Source organism: Microbacterium sp. WCS2018Hpa-23, from assembly GCF_031843845.1.
Lineage (GTDB): Bacteria > Actinomycetota > Actinomycetes > Actinomycetales > Microbacteriaceae > Microbacterium.
In genome coordinates this window covers 239,496-258,446 of the sequence record NZ_JAVTIZ010000002.1, presented here as the reverse complement: position 1 = coordinate 258,446, position 18,951 = coordinate 239,496, and the positions used below count along the sequence as shown (strand labels likewise).

General features: G+C 63.7%; 12 protein-coding genes and 2 pseudogenes. 4 read left to right on the top strand and 10 right to left on the bottom strand.

The genetic code is table 11. The annotated features are described in order from the left end of the window. Positions 1-49: 49 nt before the first annotated feature. Positions 50-4,996: an OmpL47-type beta-barrel domain-containing protein gene (locus RQG77_RS04750; RefSeq protein WP_311243672.1), complete on the bottom strand. Its 4,947-nt coding sequence runs from the start codon at positions 4,994-4,996 to the stop codon at positions 50-52. Positions 4,997-5,431: 435 nt separating this feature from the next. On the opposite strand from RQG77_RS04750, the gene RQG77_RS04745 reads away from it, so the two are divergent. Next, a complete protein-coding gene (locus RQG77_RS04745; RefSeq protein ID WP_311243671.1) occupies positions 5,432-6,067 on the top strand; it encodes a TetR/AcrR family transcriptional regulator in 636 nt (211 codons plus the stop codon). On the opposite strand, the pseudogene RQG77_RS04740 reads toward RQG77_RS04745, so the two are convergent. Then, a pseudogene (locus RQG77_RS04740) lies at positions 6,030-7,367 on the bottom strand (amidohydrolase). The gene RQG77_RS04745 and the pseudogene RQG77_RS04740 overlap by 38 nt on opposite strands. 344 nt (positions 7,368-7,711) lie before the next feature. Here RQG77_RS04740 and RQG77_RS04735 point away from each other — a divergent pair. Further along, the gene (locus RQG77_RS04735) at positions 7,712-8,434 is read left to right on the top strand and encodes an isochorismatase family protein (RefSeq protein WP_311243670.1); all 723 of its coding nucleotides are present in this window, start codon (positions 7,712-7,714) and stop codon (positions 8,432-8,434) included. Positions 8,435-8,533: 99 nt separating this feature from the next. Here RQG77_RS04735 and RQG77_RS04730 read toward each other — a convergent pair whose 3' ends face one another. After that, positions 8,534-10,234, bottom strand: a complete 1,701-nt coding sequence (locus tag RQG77_RS04730; protein WP_311243669.1) for a tetratricopeptide repeat protein — start codon at positions 10,232-10,234, stop codon at positions 8,534-8,536. Positions 10,235-10,588: 354 nt separating this feature from the next. On the opposite strand from RQG77_RS04730, the gene RQG77_RS04725 reads away from it, so the two are divergent. Both RQG77_RS04725 and RQG77_RS04720 read left to right on the top strand, forming a co-directional pair. Then, on the top strand, positions 10,589-11,482 hold the full coding sequence (locus tag RQG77_RS04725; RefSeq protein WP_311243668.1) for an MBL fold metallo-hydrolase: 894 nt from the start codon (positions 10,589-10,591) through the stop codon (positions 11,480-11,482). Between the two features lie 303 nt (positions 11,483-11,785). Then, positions 11,786-12,748, top strand: coding sequence for a LuxR C-terminal-related transcriptional regulator (locus tag RQG77_RS04720; RefSeq protein WP_396653391.1), 963 nt, complete (start codon positions 11,786-11,788; stop codon positions 12,746-12,748). A gap of 32 nt (positions 12,749-12,780) precedes the next feature. On the opposite strand, the pseudogene RQG77_RS04715 reads toward RQG77_RS04720, so the two are convergent. The 7 genes and pseudogenes from RQG77_RS04715 to RQG77_RS04685 all read right to left on the bottom strand — a co-directional run. Further along, positions 12,781-13,199, bottom strand: a pseudogene (locus RQG77_RS04715) (transposase); the annotation flags it as partial. A gap of 155 nt (positions 13,200-13,354) precedes the next feature. Beyond that, complete coding sequence (locus RQG77_RS04710; RefSeq protein ID WP_311243666.1) at positions 13,355-14,362, bottom strand: LuxR C-terminal-related transcriptional regulator; 1,008 nt, start codon at positions 14,360-14,362, stop codon at positions 13,355-13,357. Between the two features lie 147 nt (positions 14,363-14,509). Next, a complete protein-coding gene (locus RQG77_RS04705) occupies positions 14,510-15,643 on the bottom strand; it encodes an alpha/beta fold hydrolase (protein WP_311243665.1) in 1,134 nt (377 codons plus the stop codon). 30 nt (positions 15,644-15,673) lie between these two features. After that, the gene (locus tag RQG77_RS04700) at positions 15,674-16,879 is read right to left on the bottom strand and encodes an FAD-dependent oxidoreductase (protein ID WP_311243664.1); all 1,206 of its coding nucleotides are present in this window, start codon (positions 16,877-16,879) and stop codon (positions 15,674-15,676) included. Then, entirely contained in the window at positions 16,879-17,082 is a 204-nt protein-coding gene (locus tag RQG77_RS04695; RefSeq protein WP_311243663.1) for a ferredoxin, read from the bottom strand. The genes RQG77_RS04700 and RQG77_RS04695 overlap by 1 nt, the downstream gene beginning before the upstream one ends. 30 nt (positions 17,083-17,112) lie before the next feature. Continuing rightward, a complete protein-coding gene (locus RQG77_RS04690) occupies positions 17,113-18,315 on the bottom strand; it encodes an amidohydrolase family protein (protein ID WP_311243662.1) in 1,203 nt (400 codons plus the stop codon). Continuing rightward, positions 18,312-18,866 (bottom strand): amino acid synthesis family protein, encoded by a 555-nt coding sequence (locus tag RQG77_RS04685; protein ID WP_311243661.1) that lies wholly within the window; start codon positions 18,864-18,866, stop codon positions 18,312-18,314. The genes RQG77_RS04690 and RQG77_RS04685 overlap by 4 nt, the downstream gene beginning before the upstream one ends. Between the last annotated feature and the right edge of the window lie 85 nt (positions 18,867-18,951).

Here is an 18,951-nt window from a genome sequence, read left to right as displayed (position 1 = left end):
CAAGGAGAGGGGCCAGCCTGAGCCGGCCCCTCCCTTCATTGTGCCTGGGCTACTTCATTTTGACGGTGGTGGACGCGGAGATGTCTCGCTCTCCCGTCGCGGTGAGGGGTTGGCTGCCCGTGGCAGCGTCCGCCGGCACCCGCAGGGTGACCTTGGCGGTGCCGTTCTGGTCGGTGAGGACCGTGCCGAGCACGCGATCACCGAGGACGATCTCGACGTCACTCCAGCGCACGAATCCCTGTACTGACAGCGTGATCGTCTTGCCGCGTGTGATCGTGCCGGTGGACGGTTTGACCACAGGCTGGGTGGCCGCAGCGATGCGAACGGTGATCGTTTTGGCTACTGCCGTGTTGCCCGCGACATCTGTCGCCCGGTAGCTCACCAGCCAGTCGCCGACCTTGTCGAGAACAACTCCACGGTCAGTGGCGGTTACCCACCCACCGTCGTTCAGCTTGTACTCAACGGTTGCCAGCCCGGAGGCGGCGTCCGTGCCCGCGAAGTCGAGCGTGATCGGGTTGAGCGGCGTTCCCCCTCCCGATGCGGGGGATCTGACTACTGTCGCTTTCGGGACAGCCTTGTCGATCTTCACCACAGTCTGACCTTCCGACCCAGCAACCACGACATTGTTCTTCAGCAGCCGATGCTCGAGGACATTCTGGCCATCCTTCGATACCGTGATCGCCTTGGTGTAGGTCTTCCATGCGCCGCCGTCGAGTCGGTACTGGATTTTCACCGCCGAGCTGCCCGCCGGTGCCGCCAGGGCGACAAGGACGTTCTGGTTGTACCAGCCGTCAGTCGCGGCCGGGTCGGCGGAGGTGATCTTCACCGACGCGGTCGCTGCTTTGACGGCGACCGTCAAGACAACGGTCTTCGCGGCCTCGACGTTTCCTGCCACGTCCACCGAGCGGTACGCGACCGAGTACGAGCCAACGTCGGTGAACGAGACTCCAGCGGAGCTCGAGAGGAGCCACGCACCGCCGTTGACTGAGTACTCGGTCCTAGCGATGCCCGACACCGTGTCAGCTGCAGGGAACGTGGCGCCAATCGTGCCGCCCTCCGTGACGGTCCCGCTCGCCGGGTCCGTCACGACCGTGGTCGACGGTGCACCGCGATCCACCTTGACGGCAACCGTGCCTTCTGCACCGGCGACCGGCGTACCCTCGTGAACGGCGCGGTAATCGACGGCGTATTCTCCATCGACCGAGAAGCCCACCGGTTCGGAATAGTCCTTCCACTCAGCACCGTCGACGCGGTACTGGAGGGCGACCGCCGTGTTTGATGCGGTCAATGTGAGGGTCGCAGGACCGTTGATCCATCCCGCGGCACCGGCCGGCTCCCCCGTGACCGCGGCATCCACGGTGGTTTCCGCAGCCTCCGGTGCGTTGGTGGCTGTGAATGTCAGCCGGTCGATGTTCGGTGCGTACTGCGAGCGGAGGAGGATGCCGGGGAAGGTGTCGGAGATGTACGTCTGACCATCGAAGCTCTTCTGCTCCTCAGAGGAGAACACGATGGTGTTCTCGCCCTTAGTCAGTTCAACCGGCACGGTGAGGTCCCAGAACTGGTTCTGATGGAACGTATGCGGGAACGTGACCGACTGCTTCGTCCCATTCACACTGATATCAGCACGCCTGGCCACCGGGTCCGGGTTGTAGTGCGACGCGGGCGACTGCTCCTCGTTGGAGTAGCGCACCGTCATCGCGTATGTTCCCGGCTCGTCGACGGTCACCGTGGTGGTCAGCGTCGCGCCGTTGCCCGGGGCGCCACCGATCTTTCCGACGGCCTTTCCTCCGCTGGCGAATGACAGGTCCAGGGCGGCCGCGGCCCCCGACAGGACACCGGATTCTGCCTCGATGGTCTGCGTCGGAAGGAGGGCGGCGGACGAGCCGACGGTAACCCGATCAATGGCGACCGTTCCCTCAACCCCAACGACCTCGACCTTGTTGATCCCACCGACCAGGAACGCCGGCAGTGTCGTGCTGGAGTCGATCAGACCGAGTGACTGACCGTTCACCGAAACGGTGGCGGTGCCGCCGCCAAGGGTGTCCACTGTCAGCTGCTTCTCGGCGTCTTCTGCCGCGTACACCCAGAACGTGACGGACTGTCCCGCCGAGACGTTTGCGACGCCCGAGCCGGAGACACCGGCACGGGAGTAGTCATTCACGGCACCGTTGAAGGTACCGTTCTCGGCCTCGTAGATCGGCACGTACGACGCGTTGGCGAGCGCGAGGTCGATCTTGTCGATGATCGCCGCTCCCACTGTTTGCTTCGTCCCGTCGAGGCTGCGCGCCGCTAGGGTGATCGTGTGCTGGCCGGCGGTCAGTTCCACGGTGGTGTCGGTGTGATCCCAGACCACCCACTTGTAGCCGAGGTTCGCCCGGATCTCCTGCTCGGCGGCACCATCGACCCGCACGAACATGTTCACCGGCCCCTGGGGGAGGTTGCGAGCCTCTTTATTGAACCCGTTCGCAAGTACGCTGAGGTCGTAAGTTCCTGTGCTGGGCACGGTGACATTGAAGTTCAGCTCCAGCGTCGAGCCGCTCTCGATACCGCCGACGTTACGGGTACCGGAGGTGTAGAAGCCGCCGACATTGCTCGGGGTTCCCTCCGGGCCGTTCAGGTACCGAGGCGAACCCGTGAATGCTGCATCCTCAGCTTCGTAGGTACCCCTCCAGCTGAACGGAGCGACCGACGGCGAGGTCGTGTCGACACCGGGCGTGATGACGACTTCGTATGCGGAGTCGACCCCGAGGCCGGGGAGATCCCCCGCGCCGAAGCCCAAGGACACGGAACCCCCGACTACCGGCGCATCGAACTCCTTCACCGTCTGAGGTTCTGCGGAATCCCCGATCTGACCGGTCCAGCGAATGTCACGGATCAGGACGTGTGCGCTGGATCCGATGTATTCCGGCAGACGGTCGAAGTATACGTTCTGCGAGCCAGAGCTGCCGCCGAAGAGCGCCCGGATCTGCTGCTTGTCGTCATCAACGGTCGCGACGCCCTGCAACGTGTAGCTTTCGTTCGGGCGGGGTGGGGTGACCTTCACGGTCTGGCCGCTCATGTTCGCGTACGACTGGAGCAACCACCACTGGCCGTTTCCTCGATTGGCTTGCACGGCCGAGTCGCTCAGATTTCCGTCGATGTTCCAGTAGGCGATGTCGCCGTCGACCTTCTTGTCCTCGAGCGCTGCGATCCATTGGATCATCTGGGCAGGCACCGACGTGTGGTAGTTGAAAGCGTACTCATTGAGGTTGATCGGCAGCTCGCGGCCCTCGTACTCGGTGCCCGCAAACGCCGCTCTTTCCCAGCCTCGGTAGGTGTCTACCGACCGGCGAATGGATGCCGGTTCGCTGAGCTCGTGCCAGGTGAAGGAATCCGGGACAGTGTCAGCATCCACCGTGTGCTGAAGGAAGCCCTGCACCTGACTGAACAGCAGGCTCGTGTTGGGCCCCGCAATACGCGCATCCGGCATCTTGTCCTTGATCAGCCGATACATGGCGTCCCATCCTGCAAAGAACCGGGCCGGATCGTTGAGCCAGCTCACCCCGTAGAACGACTGCGGGCCGTCCCCGTACATGTTGCCTTCCGGCTCGTTGAACGGCACGAAGACGATGTTGTCCTGGTACTTTTCGGGCAGCGCGAGCACCTGGTTGACCTGCGTCTCGATCTTCTCCGCGAAGTCAGCTTCCTTCTGCGGCCCGGTGGATCCAGGCACTTCGTACGGGAATCCGCGATAGATGTCGGTCATGTAGATGTACACGTCACCGTCAGAGGAATCGGCGAGCGGCTTCACGATCTCGAGCGCGTCGGCGCCCGGGTGCTGGGGGCCGTCCTGGGCCTTCGTCGACACGGTACGAAGGTTGATCGCATCGATCAGGTTGTTTGACGGCAGTCCCTGGTCATACAGGCCGTAGAGCGTGCCAGACGCACCGCCGAGGAAGTCGCCGGTCTTCTCTCCGACATCAATCGTGAGCTCGTTCGGGGCCTTCACCGTGACGGTGGCCGTCACAGTAGTGTCGGTCGCATTCACCGTGCCCTGGACGGTGAAGGTTCCACGGTCGGCGTAGGCGGATACTGGCACGCTCGCCCAAGTGACGGGAGCAAGTCGGTCCTGCCCGTCGCTGTACCGTGCAGTCACACCGCCCGGAAGGTTCGGTGCCGTTCCCACGTCGGTGCGCACAGACACCGTGGTCTGGCTGACAGTCTCAATCGAGAGTGCAGCATCGCCAACGAGCTCGACCACTTGAGCGGCGGTTAGGGCCACGTCGTATACCCGGAAGTCGTCGATAGCCCCATCGAAGAACGGGTGCACTCCGGTCCAGAACGGCTGACCGATATAGCCAGAGTTCGGCGAAGAGTCCGCGAACAGTGCGGTGGCGACGTCGGCTCCGACGGACGTGCGCGAGACCTCGAGCCCATCCAAGTAATAGACCAACGTGTCTGCGTCGATGGTCGTGGTGACGTTGTGCCATTCTCCGGAAGGCAACTCCGAGCCGCCAGAAGCTCCTACCTCGGCACCGTTCGTTGCGGGCTTGACACTCGAGCGAGCGACATTCGCGCCGTCAAACTTCGGCGTGAAGAACGTGGCGCTGCTGGCATCCTTCCCCAGCGTGTACAGCCACTGGAAGGCGTCTCCACCATCCCACCTCACCCATGAAGAAATCGTCGTCTGCGTCAGGTCCTTGAACAGACCTTTCGGAATCGTGACGAAAGACGCGCTCGTCGACGAACGGTCACCGCCGGGAAGGCTCAGCGCAGAACCACCATCCGGGCGCTGCACCAGCGTCGAGGAGCCGGGGTTTGCCAGGAAGCCATCTCTCCCGTTGCCTGACTTATCCGCAACGACGGCGGTGTCAAGGTCCAGCCCCTCGAAGTCGTAGTCCAGGATCAGGTTCGATGCAGTCACCTCGCTGACCGCCGCTGCCGCGGATGGCGGGACGAACGGCTGTCCAATCGCGAGTATCGCAATGGCGAGCGTCGCGACAGACGTCGCGATCACTCCCCCGTGTTGGCGCTGATTCCTAAGCATGTGCGCGGCGCTCCTTCTTCATTGAAGTCATCGTTTCTTCGTCGAACCGGTTCGACAGATGACTTTAGGAGATCGCACCGGCGAAAGCAATAGACGTGCAAGACCCTGGAGCAGAGGACTGCAGCTGCCACCATCGCCGACACGTTGAGCCGGGCTCTCCTCGTCCCGGGCGTCTCGCCGCTCTCCCGACCTCCGTACCGCTGGCCCATGGCGCCAGGCTACGTCCGTGATGTAGTCGCGATTTTCAGTATCCCGGTGGCTCGAGTGCCTCGCTCCACGACTTCGCACCTGCTCGGAGGCGGTCTCTGAGTCGGGATCAGATCGACAGCTCCTGGCGGTGAGGACCGTCTCCTTTTCGACGCCTCGGTGAAACAATGGGGCACGAGGGATAGCGAGGAGATGACGGTGTCTCGACACAAGGAGTTCAGCCCAGATGTGGTCCTGGAGCAGGCAATGCTCGTGTTCTGGGAGCAGGGGTTCGCGGCCGCATCAACCAGCGAGCTCAGCACACGGATGGGCATCGGCAAGCGAAGCATGTACGACACCTTCGGTGACAAGCGAGAACTGTACATCGCGTCTCTCCGCCACTACATCGGCACGACCGACTCCGAACGCGATAGGGCTGCCTCACAAGCCGATTCATTGCAGGAGGCATTGATTGCAGTGCTCGGCGACCATCCCAGCAAGACACCGCGCCCTGCGGGCTGCTTCGCTACGACGGCCGCGGCTATCGCGCCGGCAGGCGATGATGAGATCCGAAGTCTTGTGGAAGACCACATCGAGCGAGGTCGGAAGCGGATCGCGACTCAGCTCCTACGTTTCACTGCTGCATCCGCCGCAAGTGCAGCGGATATCGCTCGCCTGGCTCAGGACACGGTGATGGGGCTACGCGTACGAGCGCGTGCAGGTTTGACTCGCCCCCGACGATGTCGCAACCTTGGTCGCTACGGTCGCCGCGATGGCCGACCGATCCTGACACCGCCATCCAGCGGCGCTACACACATCAGCGCCGTCCGGCGGGAGCGTCGGAGCCGAAGCTGACCCTGACACCGGCGTCGATCATGCGGCGCAGTGATACCACCCGCAGATGCGCTTGTCCTGCACCTCGCCACGCCTGGTCGAAGAACGGCCCGGTACCGAAGAGGGTTCCCGGCTTCGCCACCAGGTCGACACCGAGATCAGCCATCCGCGGCGCCTGACCGGGTTCGGCCACGTAGGCGTGCTCGAGACGGAGGAGATCATTGCCTCCAGTGCGGCGCACCGCTTCGTATGCGTCGAGAACCGCATCGACAGCCCAGTTGCCCATCGCATGGATCGCCGTGCGGATCCCGAGCTGATTCGCCGCGACAGCGAGCTCGACGACCTCCTGCTTGCCGTAGTAGGCGCTCCCGGTGTGCGAGTGGCAGCCTTCGTGAACCCTGTTCATGATCGGCCCGTCAGGAAATCCGTGGTCCAGGAAGATCTTCATCGTCCCTCCGCGCAGGCGATTGCTCTCACGATCCCTCACGCGCTCCGAGAAGCCCGTGCGACGAAGATCCTGCTAGCCGAAGAAGTCATCGGCGGTGTGCATCTGATGCACGGTGAAAGGGAGCGCCCCCTGGCGGTCAGCCCTGGCATACATCTCCGCCGAGTCCGGGGTCACGGCGGCGTCGCTCAGTCCGGTCAGACCGACCGCGGCATACTCGGCCATCTTCCGCGCGAGCAGTTCGACGGTGGCATCCCAATCTGCGGCACCTATCGCGCGCCACGACGCTGTCTGCACGGGGTTCATCGCCGCTTGCAGGAGCCCTCCGGTCGGCACGCCGGCATGATCGCGCTCGATCTGGCCTCCCCACGGCTGTGGGCTGAACTCGTCGATCCCGACGATGTCGAGCGCCGCGGAGTTGGCCCATGCGCGATTGCACGACACATCCAGCAGGAAGAAGGGATTGTTCGGTGACGCTTCGTCGAGTTCACCGCGCGTGGGCGCTCGCCCCTCACGAACGGCGACGGGGGTGAAGTTCATCCCCCGCGCCCACTGACCAGGCACCATCGTCGCGGTCGCTCCGGCGATCTCGTGCAGCAGCTCATCGATGCTCGGCATCAGCATCCCGGAGCAGTCGAGGGACACGGCATCCAGCGCCGTCAAGCTCAGATGGTTGTGCGGATCGATGAACCCGGGAACCACCGTGCGCCCTCCCAGATCGCGGACGCGACAGTGCGTTCCCGCCACGGCGCGCACATCCGCCTCACGCCCGACCGCGACGATACGCCCGTCACGGACCAACACCGCGTCAGCGACGCTGTCTCTGTCGTCCACGGTGCGGATGATTGCGTTGACGAAGGCCCATTCTCGGGTCATGGCACTCTCCTGCGTACGAAGCGGACTGTTCGGTTTCGATCTCAGACTGTCGCGGTGGTGCTTACGATCGTCGAAGTCGACCGTGTTGCCATTCAAGGGGGCGGCGGGGACGGAGGCCACGTTCGTCCGGGGGGTTCTTTGCACCCCCTCGTTTGCAGGGGCCACCCGTCTTCTGCGGGCGTTGAGTCCAGGATGAACGTCGAACCTCGACGGGGATCGAGAGTACCCCTTCGAGTAGTGTCTGCCGCAGCTTCTCGCGCCTAAACTCGGCGGTGCACGACCCCGCTGTGAGTGAGTTTTCCGGCGCAGCGGAACATAGGCGAACAACAGGAGATGAGTAGCGCATGCAGACTGAAACCCCGAGCCGGCGCTGGTGGCTTGAACTGTTTACTGAAGAGGATGGTTCGAATCCCTACGACGGCGACTACTTTACGGTGCGTAGCGAATTTGGGCAGCGTCCTGCTCTTCTGGTCGTCGATGTCATGATGTCGTTCACCGGCGAAGAGGGACTGACCTTGGCTGATTCTCAGGTCGAGTGGCCCACGTCGTGCGGCCCCGCCGCCTGGGATGCGATTCCGAATATGCGACGGATGATCGACCTTGGGCACAAGGCGGGGTGGCCAGTCGTCTACACGACCGGCCTGCCCGGAGGAGGGGCCTTTGGCGGGACTGTCAAAGGGGAGCGAGTCCACGAGGTCACGACCATGGATCTCCCCGGAGCTGTCGATATCCCCGACGCCGTCAAGCCGTTGCCAGGTGAGCTCGTGCTGGCCAAGCCGAAGGCCAGTGCCTTCTTTGATACACCCTTGGCCTCGTACCTCATTCGGAACAAGATCGACACGGTCATCGTTGTCGGCGGGGCTACCTCAGGCTGCATCCGAGCGACGGTGATCGATTCCTACGCACACGGATTCCCGACGTTCGTTATCGAGGACGCCGTTTTCGATCGGTCGCGAGTCAGCACGGGTGTGAACCTCGGCGAGATGCACATGAAGTATGCGGATGTCATGACGGCCGATGAGTTCGAGGCACTGGTAGCAGAATACGCGGCCAAGACCGCAGTCTGATTCGTGAAACGTAACTCTTCCCGAGACCCTGACGACGCGAGCTCGGTCTCGGGAAGGGCTGTATCTGCCGAGGGCTGCCAGCATCCCGGCTCTGCCGATTCAGTGGCAGCAGGCGTCGGCCACCATCGGGCCGCACTCGCCTTCTGCGTCGGACGTCTCCAGCCGACATGCGCACGATGCTTTGATGGTGCTGTCGGCGGCAGCGACCGCCAAGTTGCGCTGCAGGGCGATCATCGCGGCTTCCTCTGTGCGTCCGAGCCGGGTCAGAGCCTCGTGGAGTCCGTGGAGGCTCCACACATTGTTCGGGTGTACTCGGGTGCGAGGAAGCGTGCCGTCGAGGCCCAGGTCGGCGCGGTAGACGGCAGCGGCCTCCTCCAAGTGCCCCTGCTCGAGGAGCAGCGCGCCGTAGGCATGCCGCACGGGTTGCAGCCACGGTCGGGGATCGGAGTAGAGAAGGGCGTCCTCTCGTTCGATGGCGTCCCGAAAGTGCGCGTACGCCTCTTGGTGATTGCCCTTGCGATATTCCAACTCTCCTTCCAGCATGGCGTCCGCAACCCGGAGGATGTCGACCTCCTTGTTCGGCAAAGTCATGCGGGACTCCGGAATCAGGGTGACGGCCGCGCGGAACTCGACCTGGGTCTGCTCCGCTTCGGCGATGCGTCCGGTGGCGGAGTAGGCGATCCCTTTGGCATACAAGATCATCGCCGTGGTCACGCAGAACAGTTCTCGGTCCTCAGGTAGATCGAGCTCGATGATCTGGTCCCATCGGCCAAAGCGGATCAACACGTGCGCGTAGGTCGCGACGTGACCCTCCACCCAGTCCGCCATCGGCGGGCTGGTGACCCTCAGCATGTCCGCAGGCAGGCCGTTGTAGAGCCTTTGCGAGGCCTCCCATGCCTCGTCAAAGCTCCCCAGCATCATGGCGGCGAAGATTTTCACATAAGTGTCATGGGCCCGGTATACGTGGTAAAAACTCCAGTCATCGACCGTGGCCAGGTAACGATCGTTGGCCGCGATGGCGTCGGTGCCGGAATCGACGGCGCGCCGGTAGTCACCACAGGAGATATCGACATGCGTCGACATATGAGCCATATGTCCCGCACTGGGCATCATGCCGCGCAGGCGGCTCGATGCGCGAGATGCCACTTCTGGGAACTGTGACATCTCCATCAAGTGGATGTACAGGTGGTTGATCGCCGGGTGGGCCCGTCCAGCCACCGTATCCATGGCTCGCTCCAGGATGCCCCGGGCCTCGACGGTGCCGTACCCGATCGGCTCCCCGGTCACCGTGTGCCACAACCGCCGCGGGCTCACACACATCAAGGCCTCGACGAACAACGCGGCCACGTCGAGGTCATCCGGGAGAGCCTCGTGAACAGGGCGCATGGCTTCCGCGTACGCCAGGTTGAGCGCAGGTCGTTCATCGGGCCCGAGACCAGGTGCGTAGCGAGCACGCAGCGCCGTGATCAGCGCGCGCTCGGCCGGCGACGCGTGATCGAGATGCACATTGGCGTCGGCGAGAGCCCGAAGAGAGAGCTCCGTCGATGCTTCGTAGTCGGCAGTGTCGAAGAGCGGCCATGCCTTGTTGTAGTTCGGACCCGAGGCGAAGGCGATTCCCCAGTACGCGATCGCGCACTCCGGGTCTTCTGCGACGGCGCGCTGAAAGCAGCGCACAGCCTCCTCAAAGTTGAACCCGTAGCACCAGGCGAGACCGCGGTCGAACCACCGCTGGGCTGATGCCGAAGATGTGGTGACCTTACGTCCCACGTCGCCCAGGTCGAAATAATTCTCAGCGGTCATCTGCACTCCTAGGATCATTGACTAGTCAGGCCATCGGGTGGGGTCAGACCTGGATGAGAGCCGCGGCCGGATTGGTACGCGACGCTAACGAGACCACGCCACCACTGTGCTCGCCACGGTAAGCAGTAGCGACAGGTTAGTAGGGTGCCTCATGTGCCGCCATTCCCCATACGAGTACTTTCGCCTTCGGGCTCGGGAGTTATGCGCAACGATGCCGGGGGACACGTCCGGATGGACGCCGCCACGGAGAAGAAGAGAGCGAGCAGTGCACTCAGCCCGGCAGATCGGTCCCGGCATCCTTGTACTCGTAAGAGGGATAGATCAGACCCTTGCCAGGATGTAGCGTCCTGCCCTATGACCAACTCACAGACTGTCCCGGAGCGGCACCACCAACTGGCTCGGATGCGGACCCTTCAGGTAGCTGACGTAAAACTCACCTTCGTGCCAGACGGCTCCGCGTGGATCGACCCTGCCGCGTTGTTCCCAACCTCTACTGAGGCAGACTGGCAAGCGAATGCAGGATACCTCGATGACGCCGGGCAGCTCATCAACACGATTGGTGGGCTGCTCGTCGAGCGCGACGGCCGAGCTCTGCTCATTGACGCCGGAGTCGGAGCGGTTTCTTCTCCTGCGTGGGGCGGAGTGATCGGCGCAGTGGAAAGTGGAGAGATGCTCAATAACCTCGCGCGCATCGGGTGGGCCCCCGAGACCATTGAAACCGTGGCCATTACACATCTTCACTATGATCACATCGGATGGGCGTGGAACGACGCCCCGAGCAGCGACCAGCCGGCCTTCCGGAATGCCGAGTACCTCATCTCTGATTCGGAATGGGCAGGCCGCGCAGAGGTCGGCGAGCACGGCATACATCCCGAAGCGCTGGAGAGACTGGAGCCACGAATTCGCACGTTCGGAAATGGCGACGAGATATTCCCCGGAGTGCACGCCGAGGTCAGAGGTGGCCACACCTCGGGTCATACCACCTTCGTCATCACCGCTGGCACACATCGCGTCGTGGTTTTTGGAGACCTGTTCCTCACCTCGGCACAGGTTGCGCATCCCGACTGGCCTCTCACCATCGACCATGATCCTCAACTGACTGTCGCTGAGCGTCACCGGCTCCTTGAAGACCTCGCCAAGCCAGACACCATTGGGGTAGGGGCTCATTTCGCAGACGTGGTATTCGGCCGCATCGCATCCGACGACGAAGCCACATGGGTTCCGGTGGAAGCTCAGGAAGTCGTCTGACGGGCGCTCTTTCGACCACTGCAGGTCAGCAGGCCATCAGACTATGAAGTGCCTTTCATTGCTCATCGCGATCGGCGTCTGTCACCCGTGCGGGTAGATTCGACCATGAGACGGCGTTATCCTGTCTAAGTTCCTTCACAGAGGGCACCATCGGTGGCACCATTCGGGCACGACCGTTCAGGTCGCTCTGCAGATCACATCGTCGTGGAGGTCCTCGTGGTGGTTCAAGTTCAGTCGGATCGCGAGCAGTTCGTCCATGCCGCGCATTCGGCGTTGTCATTCGCGGATATCGGTTCGGCCTTCATGTCCACGGCCGGGTCCGTCATTGAGGCCGAGGTGATGGGACTGTACAGATTCCCTGGTGCGCGGCAGATGCCGATCGAGGTGATGTCCGACGGCGGTGTCGAGTTCCTGAAGTCCTACGAAGAGCACGGTCGTGACGACGATCCTGTACTCGACTTCGTCGCTACCCATCGCCGCCCGATCGACTCGAGCCGCGCGTCCGCTCGCTCCAGGTGGGATGAGAGCGGTGCACGCGCGGTACTGGCCGAGGCAGGTCTGAGTCACTCCATGCAGGCGCCCCTGCTGGTGGCGGGCGAGCTCATCGGTACGGTGAACTTCGCTCGCTCCTCCGCCAATGACCAGTTCGACACCGATGACCTCATCTCGGCGCACATGCTCAGCGAGCATCTCAGCATCGCGATCGAGCGAGCATTCCGCTTCGAGGTGGCCGTCCGTCTCGGGGAAGCTCTGGAAGGAGCTCTCGACCGGGTCCCCGAAGGCATCGTCGTCTCCAGCTTCGACGCAGGAATCGTGTACTCGAACCGCGCTGCTCGCGAGATCATCGCAGGGAGCGCCCCGGGGCTCGACCGCCACCAGGCCGCCGCGGTCATGGTGCGTGATGCGACCGAGGCTGTACGTGGGGGCAGCCGTGTCCACTCCGGCAGCGTCAGACTGTCCGACGGCTCGGGGCATATCGTCGCGAAGAGCTGGTTGCAGAACGAGCGGCATGGTGGTGTGGTCACTGTCATGAATCGCTCGTTGGGCGGCGAGAACGGGTATCAGCCGACGCTGTCGGTGCTGTCGTCACGCGAACGCGAGATCGCCCGTTTGGTCGCACAGGGCTTGACGTCCAAGCAGATCGCGGAGCGCGCCTTCATCACAGAGCACACAGTCAAGCAGCACCTCAAGCGCATCTTCGCCAAGACGGATGTACGCAACCGCGCCGGACTCGTACAGCTCATCTGGTCCAGTGGCGTACGCTGACTGGCACGTTTGCGAATGCCTGCACGTTTCACTCAGCCGCCGGCCCGACTCGGATCTGCGACCAGCCGAAAGGCGCGAGGACGACGCCTTCCCCTGAATCCTCCGGGCTCGAGCAACGATCTGGCGATGTAGTTCGTGAAGTTGCGGAAGCCGAGGGCGGAGCCGCGGAGGTGTCGAGGCGCCCGTTGATGGCCTCCGTCCCATACGGGTGCCGGGCCAGTCGAAGAGCGCGAGGGTCTCCGCGGCCCTCTGCTTCAGACTGTGGCCGAGCGTGCGGAACTCGACGAGCGCGGGGGGACCCGCTGGTGACGGAATCGATCACCGTCTGCATGAGTTGCTCGCCGATCTCCATGTCGGTTTCGCGGTGGACGACGATCATGAGCTGGTAGATGCCCCAGGTCGCGTTGACTCCCACGCGCTCCTCGGCCGTGAACTGTGCCTCGAGCCGAGTTGGTGCCGCTCGGCGGAGGCGAGGGATGAGGGGCGGCTCTCTGGGAGCGACAACACGGCGTCGACATCCCCGAAGAGACCTTCGATCGTCCGACCCTGCAACACTCTATCGAGAACCCATGTCCTAAGATCCGCTGTCACCGGAGAGTTACGGCGTCACCGATCTGCCTGATGACTCGGACCCGATTCATGGAGCGACCAGACGAGCTGCACCAACTCGGCGCGGCTCGTGACACTGACCTTCGCGAAGATGCGTTTGAGGTGTTGCTTGATCGTGTTCTCGCTGATGAACGCCTCCGCCGCCATGTCCTTCGTCGACAGACCGCGTGCCACCATCGCAGCGATCTCCTGCTCACGCGGCGAGAGTACCTCGACCGCAGGCAATGCCGTACGTGCGGAATGCGAATCCGCGTACAAGAAGCAGACGAGAGCATCCCGACGCCGCAACCGGTGCATCTTGAGGATGAGACGGCGATGGGTGAGGGAATCCTCCACTTGGGTCGTGCGTGCGAAATCTCCGCCGTCGGCGAATTCCTGGATCGCATGCCGAACCCGCCCGGCGACGCCCTGTTGCTCGGAAGCGAAAGATGTGCCGAGAAGCTCTTCCGCGCGCTTCGTGACGAACACCGGTTCGCCGCTGGGCGTGCAGATCACCACCGCACCGGAACTGCGGTCGAATGCCCCCTCGAGAACAACCGTCCGCGTCTCCATCGCTTCGTATCGCTTCGCCCGCTCCAGGGCCAAGCCGACATGCTGTGCGAGGACGTTCGCGGTCGAGAGCTCTTTTGCGCTGAACGCCCGTGGGCCGCCGCGTGCGAAATTGATCGTGCCGACGATCTCTCCCGCCAGCATGATCGGCGCCTGCATCGAGTGGGACAGATCCGCCTGTGCGAGAACCTCTCTCGCACCGGATCTGTCCCACTCCTCGCGTTGCAGTCGCCCGGAGTCGACAGGCAACCTGTGGCGCAGCACATGCTGCAGCACGGGGTCGTCCGGACGACCGAATGCCTCGTACCTCGACAGGAAATCCGATCCCAGGTTCGCTGCGATCTCCAGCGGCGGGGCGTCCGACGCCCCGCTCAATCGATAGAAGCCGATTCCTTCGGCCGCGATGACGTGACCGACCGCAACCAGGTACGCCGACCTGATGTCCTGCAAGGTCATAGCGAGGTTCAACTCACGCAACAGAGCCCTGTAGCGTGAGCCGCTCTCCCCAGAGGACCGTTCATGACTCGCCATTTGGATGACCTCGTCGCATCAGTGCGATCGTTGTTGCAGCGATCTATTCGGATGATACCCGCAGATAGGGCATCACAGGCGGTTCAGGAACCAGTCTGCGAGCCGGGCAGAGGCGACCGAGAGGTAGTCGTAACTGCAGTGCAGGGAGCCGGCGCCGTCATAGATGTCCACCGTCACATCGTCGGTCTTCAGCGCGGCGACGAACCGACGGGCGCCTTCGATGTCCATGATGATGTCCGCCTCGCCGTGCATCACATACACGGGGATGTCGAGCTTCTCGGCGACGCCGTCGAGTGTGAACTCCGCGAGCTTCGCCCGAGCCTCGGCATCGTCCCTCGACCCCGTGAGCCACTGCAACTGCTTCTGCAGCGGCGGGTAGAACTCGTAGAAATCGGTGAGGATGCTCCACGTGCCGCACCACGCGGCCACAGCCTTCACACGCGGCTCGAACGCGGCAGCGCGGGGCGCGTAGTACCCACCGAAACTCACTCCTGCGAGACCGATGCGCTCTGCATCGACGTCGTCACGCTTCTCCAGGTGATCGAGGATCGCCCGGACGGGCACCTCGTAGTCCGGGCGGCTGTAGAGCTCCTTGAAGCGCAGCGAACTGCCGCGGCCGGGAGTGTCGATCATGACGACGTTCATGCCACGATCCGGGAACTCCGTGCCACCGAGGAAGTAGAGCTCCTCCGCCCAGGAGTCCGCACCGCCGAGGAAGAGGACCGTCGGTCGGGCCTGTCCGGAGTTGTCCGGACGCACGATGTAGCCCTCCATCTCGATGCCTTCGAAGGGCACCGCGATGCGCTCGATCAGTCCGTCGGTCAGCTCGGCCGCCTTCTGGAAGTTCTTCGTGCCCTCGAGATACGCCTCCGTGCGGCGCGGATCGAATGAGTCCAGGAAGAACTCCGAGTGGCGCCAGTAGCTCAGCGAACGGAAGAGCGCGCGTCGCGCGGTCGTCGTCTCGCCGCGCTCGAGCGCCGCGTAGCCCTGTGCGGCGACGTCGGCCGCCGTGCGGGACCATTCGCGCTGCCACACCTCTTCATCCAGTGTCGTGGTGCCGATCCGCGCGGCCGTGCGGGCGCACTCGAACATGTCCGCGCCGCCGACGGCCACCTGTCCGAGAAGACGCATGGTCTGCAGCGACCAGTCCTCGTCCTGCGGGAAGAGCTCGATCAGCGACAGTGCATCGCCGTTGTTGGATACCATCTTGTTCTCCTTGCCGTTGTACTGATGGATTCAGAGGGATGCGACACTGACGGAGTGCCCGTCAGCGAACTGATCCCAGCTCACGTTGTCGCGGATCGCCATCCGATAGGCGGCCAGCTGGCGCGGCGCATTCACACAGACCGCGCCCCGCAGCAGACCGTCGCGTCCGAAGAGCACGATCAGACGGTCGTCGCTCATGTGCTCGATGTGCACATGTTCCGCCGCGCCCGCTCGTCCGACGAAGCGCATGCGGGCGTCGTACTGATCACTCCAGAAATACGGGACCGTGAGGAAGGCGTCGCTCCCTCCGAGCAGGGTCCCCGCGGCATGGCGTCCCTGATCAACCGCATTGGACCAGTGCTCGATCCGCATCTCCTCATCGAAGATGGCGTTGTACCAGCGAGCCACATCCCCCGCGGCCACCACGCCCGGCACCGTCGTGGACAGGTCGGCTTCGCACATGATCCCGTTGCCGATGCTGACGCCGCTGCCCTCGAGCCATTCGACCGCGGGCTCCGCGCCGATGCCGGCGACGATGACGTCACCATCGACAGAGCTCCCATCGCTGAGGTGCACCCTGACACCGCCACCACCAGGTCTCTGATGGATCGATTCGAGAGAGTGCCCGCAGCGGAATGCGACGCCGTTGCGCTCGTGCAACGCGCGATACCAGGAGCCGATGACGTCACCGAACGCACGCGCCAGCGGCACCGGGGCCCCCTCGATGACCGTCACCTGCATGCCGAGTTGTCGAGCAGCGGCCGCCACCTCCAGTCCGATGAACCCTCCACCCGCGATCACGAGATGGCGTCCGGCCTGCAGGTGCGGGCGAAGCGCTCGGGCATCCTCCGATGTTCGGATCACATGCACCGTCGGGCCGTCCTCCTCGACCCGGACGCGCCGCGCCCGCGAGCCCGTCGCAATGATGAGGCCGTCGTAAGGAAGCATTGCTCCACTGCGCAGTTCCAACTCGCGGCTGTCTGTATCGAGTCGTACGGCGGGGTCATCGAGGAGCACGGTGATGTTCTGCTCGCCGTACCACGCAGGCTCATGCAGCAGGAGTCGGTCATGATCGATCCCCTCCATCAGCGCCTCTTTGGACAGTGGCGGACGGTCATAGGGCAGCTGCTCCTCGGATGACACGATCGTCAGCTCACCGTCGTATCCACGGTCTCGCAGCGATTCTGCGGCGTGCACTCCAGCGAGCGAGCCGCCCACCACCACGATCTTGTGCATCAGGACTCCACGACGTGGATGGCGCGCGCCGGACACCCGTGCTGCGCAGCCACGGCCTGACTCCGAAGGTTCTCGCCGGGCTCAGCGATGAGAACCACGGCTTTATCCGTATCTTCATCGAAGTCGAACAGTGCGGGCCCCTCGATGAGACAGTTGGCGTACCCCTGGCAGGCGTGCAGATCCAGAGTCAACGTGAGTGCCATGTCTTGTCTTCCTTCGATTCGGCGGCGCGGTCAGTGACCGGCCGACTCCAGGTGCATCTGTCGCGGAGTGACGGAAGCCGCGCGGGCGGCTTGCGGCGTGTTCCGGCTGCGAAGGGTCCGCAGGACCCCTCCGGTGATGACGGCTGAGATTCCCGGGATGTCTCCGAGGCTCAGAGCGCTGAGGGCGTCGTCACGAGTCGACCCCCAGGGGGCATCCATGATGACGATGTCGCCGGCCTTGCCTGGTGCGAGGAATCCCGCCGGCAGCTCCCAGGTGACCGCATTGTTGCCGGTCGCGGCCGCCCACACCTTCTCCGGCGCGATCCCGCCGAGAGAGGAGAGCTCCGCGACGGTCTTGATCACTCCGAGCGGCATCACGCCCGTCCCCGTGGGGGTGTCGGAGCCGATCACGACGCGGTCGTAAACGTCGCGCTCTTCCGCGCGGCGGATGATGCGGACCGCCGACTGCAGGTTGCCCGCCTGGACCAGCTGAAGAGCCATCTCCGTCTCATCCATGACGCGATCGACACCGTCGATGTCGAGCGATGTGGGACCGCCGTTGATGTGTCCGCACACATCAGGTGCGAGTTCCAGCAGATGGTCGGGTGTGATGGGCTTGCTCCCGGGGATGCTCGCCCCGCCGGAGTGGCACATCACCTTGATGCCGTGTTCACGCGCCCAACGCACCTGGTCGGCACCGTCTGACGGGTCGGAGTACAGGCCGAAACCGAACTTCGCCAGTCGGACTCCCGCCTTCTCCAGCTGCCGGAAGTCCTTCTCCCGCAGAGTGGGCTCGAGAACCACAGCCCCCGCATGCACTGTCATGCCGCCGGGGTGGAAGTTGTCGAAACACGACTTCGCCGCGATCGCCAGCGCTTTGACTCCGGTGGCGTCGTGCGGACGGCCGGGAGCGTGGATCTCCCCCGGCGAGACGACCCTCGTGATCCCACCGTGCACGTAGCTCTCGAGGAAGTCGACGGTCTTCTGCCGGGGCGTGTAGTCACCGAGCACGACGTGACAGTGCGAATCGATGAGGCCTGGTGCCACCGTCGTACCCTCGGCATCGACGACGATCGGGGATCGGTCGATCTCTGCCTGCAGGTCCGTGTACATACCGATGGCGGTGATCAGGCCATCACGCACGATGACGGTATCCGCACCCTCGATGATCGGGTTGCGCCAGTCGCCGGACAGGATCACGCCGGCATTGACGACTGCGAGGTCGCCGTTCACTTGTCTGCCTCGTGCACTTCGTCGACCGTCATCCCGCCGACGCGGGCGTTGATGCGACCTCGGCTGGTGACGGCCGCGATCACGACCAGCTCGTCGGCGTGGGGCGCATCGGGAATCCGCACCTCCATCGCGTCGTAATGGCTGCGCACCCAGACGTCGTCCTTATAGGCGGTGGGCACATCGATGAGACTCCCGGGGCCACCCGGCTTGGTGACCGACGTGATCCACGCCTCGCCACCGCCGATCGCCTCGCGGAACGCGTTGCCGAAGACAGACGTCAACGCGGCGTTGATGTGCTCCTGCTCACCACCGGTACCCACCAGCCCCGCCTTGCCGTAGCTCTCGACGGGAGCGCCCAGCAGGCGCAGTGCTTCGGCGCCGAGCAGGCGACCGATCTCATCAGACGCCTCGATGACGGAAGACAGATCCTCCACGTAGCCTTTGCCGGCGAAGGGATTGTTGACCACAGCGCAGACCGCCACCTTGCGAACCGGGCCGCCACCGTCCGTGCGGCCACTGACTTCTCGGATCTCCTCGATCTGAGAGAACATCTTGCGAATGGCAAGAACTCCTGCACTCATAACAACCCGCTCCTTAGTGAAAGGCATCAGTGCCTTTCATCGACCGACATATTCA

Bases quoted from the DNA above. Each gene is read 5' to 3' on its own strand.
- RQG77_RS04735 (WP_311243670.1), top strand. From the start codon at position 7,712: ATGCAGACTGAAACCCCGAGCCGGCGCTGGTGGCTTGAACTGTTTACT.
- RQG77_RS04730 (WP_311243669.1), bottom strand. From the start codon at position 10,234: ATGACCGCTGAGAATTATTTCGACCTGGGCGACGTGGGACGTAAGGTC.
- RQG77_RS04725 (WP_311243668.1), top strand. From the start codon at position 10,589: ATGACCAACTCACAGACTGTCCCGGAGCGGCACCACCAACTGGCTCGG.
- RQG77_RS04720 (WP_396653391.1), top strand. From the start codon at position 11,786: ATGTCCACGGCCGGGTCCGTCATTGAGGCCGAGGTGATGGGACTGTAC.
- RQG77_RS04710 (WP_311243666.1), bottom strand. From the start codon at position 14,362: ATGACCTTGCAGGACATCAGGTCGGCGTACCTGGTTGCGGTCGGTCAC.
- RQG77_RS04705 (WP_311243665.1), bottom strand. From the start codon at position 15,643: ATGGTATCCAACAACGGCGATGCACTGTCGCTGATCGAGCTCTTCCCG.
- RQG77_RS04700 (WP_311243664.1), bottom strand. From the start codon at position 16,879: ATGCACAAGATCGTGGTGGTGGGCGGCTCGCTCGCTGGAGTGCACGCC.
- RQG77_RS04695 (WP_311243663.1), bottom strand. From the start codon at position 17,082: ATGGCACTCACGTTGACTCTGGATCTGCACGCCTGCCAGGGGTACGCC.
- RQG77_RS04685 (WP_311243661.1), bottom strand. From the start codon at position 18,866: ATGTTCTCTCAGATCGAGGAGATCCGAGAAGTCAGTGGCCGCACGGAC.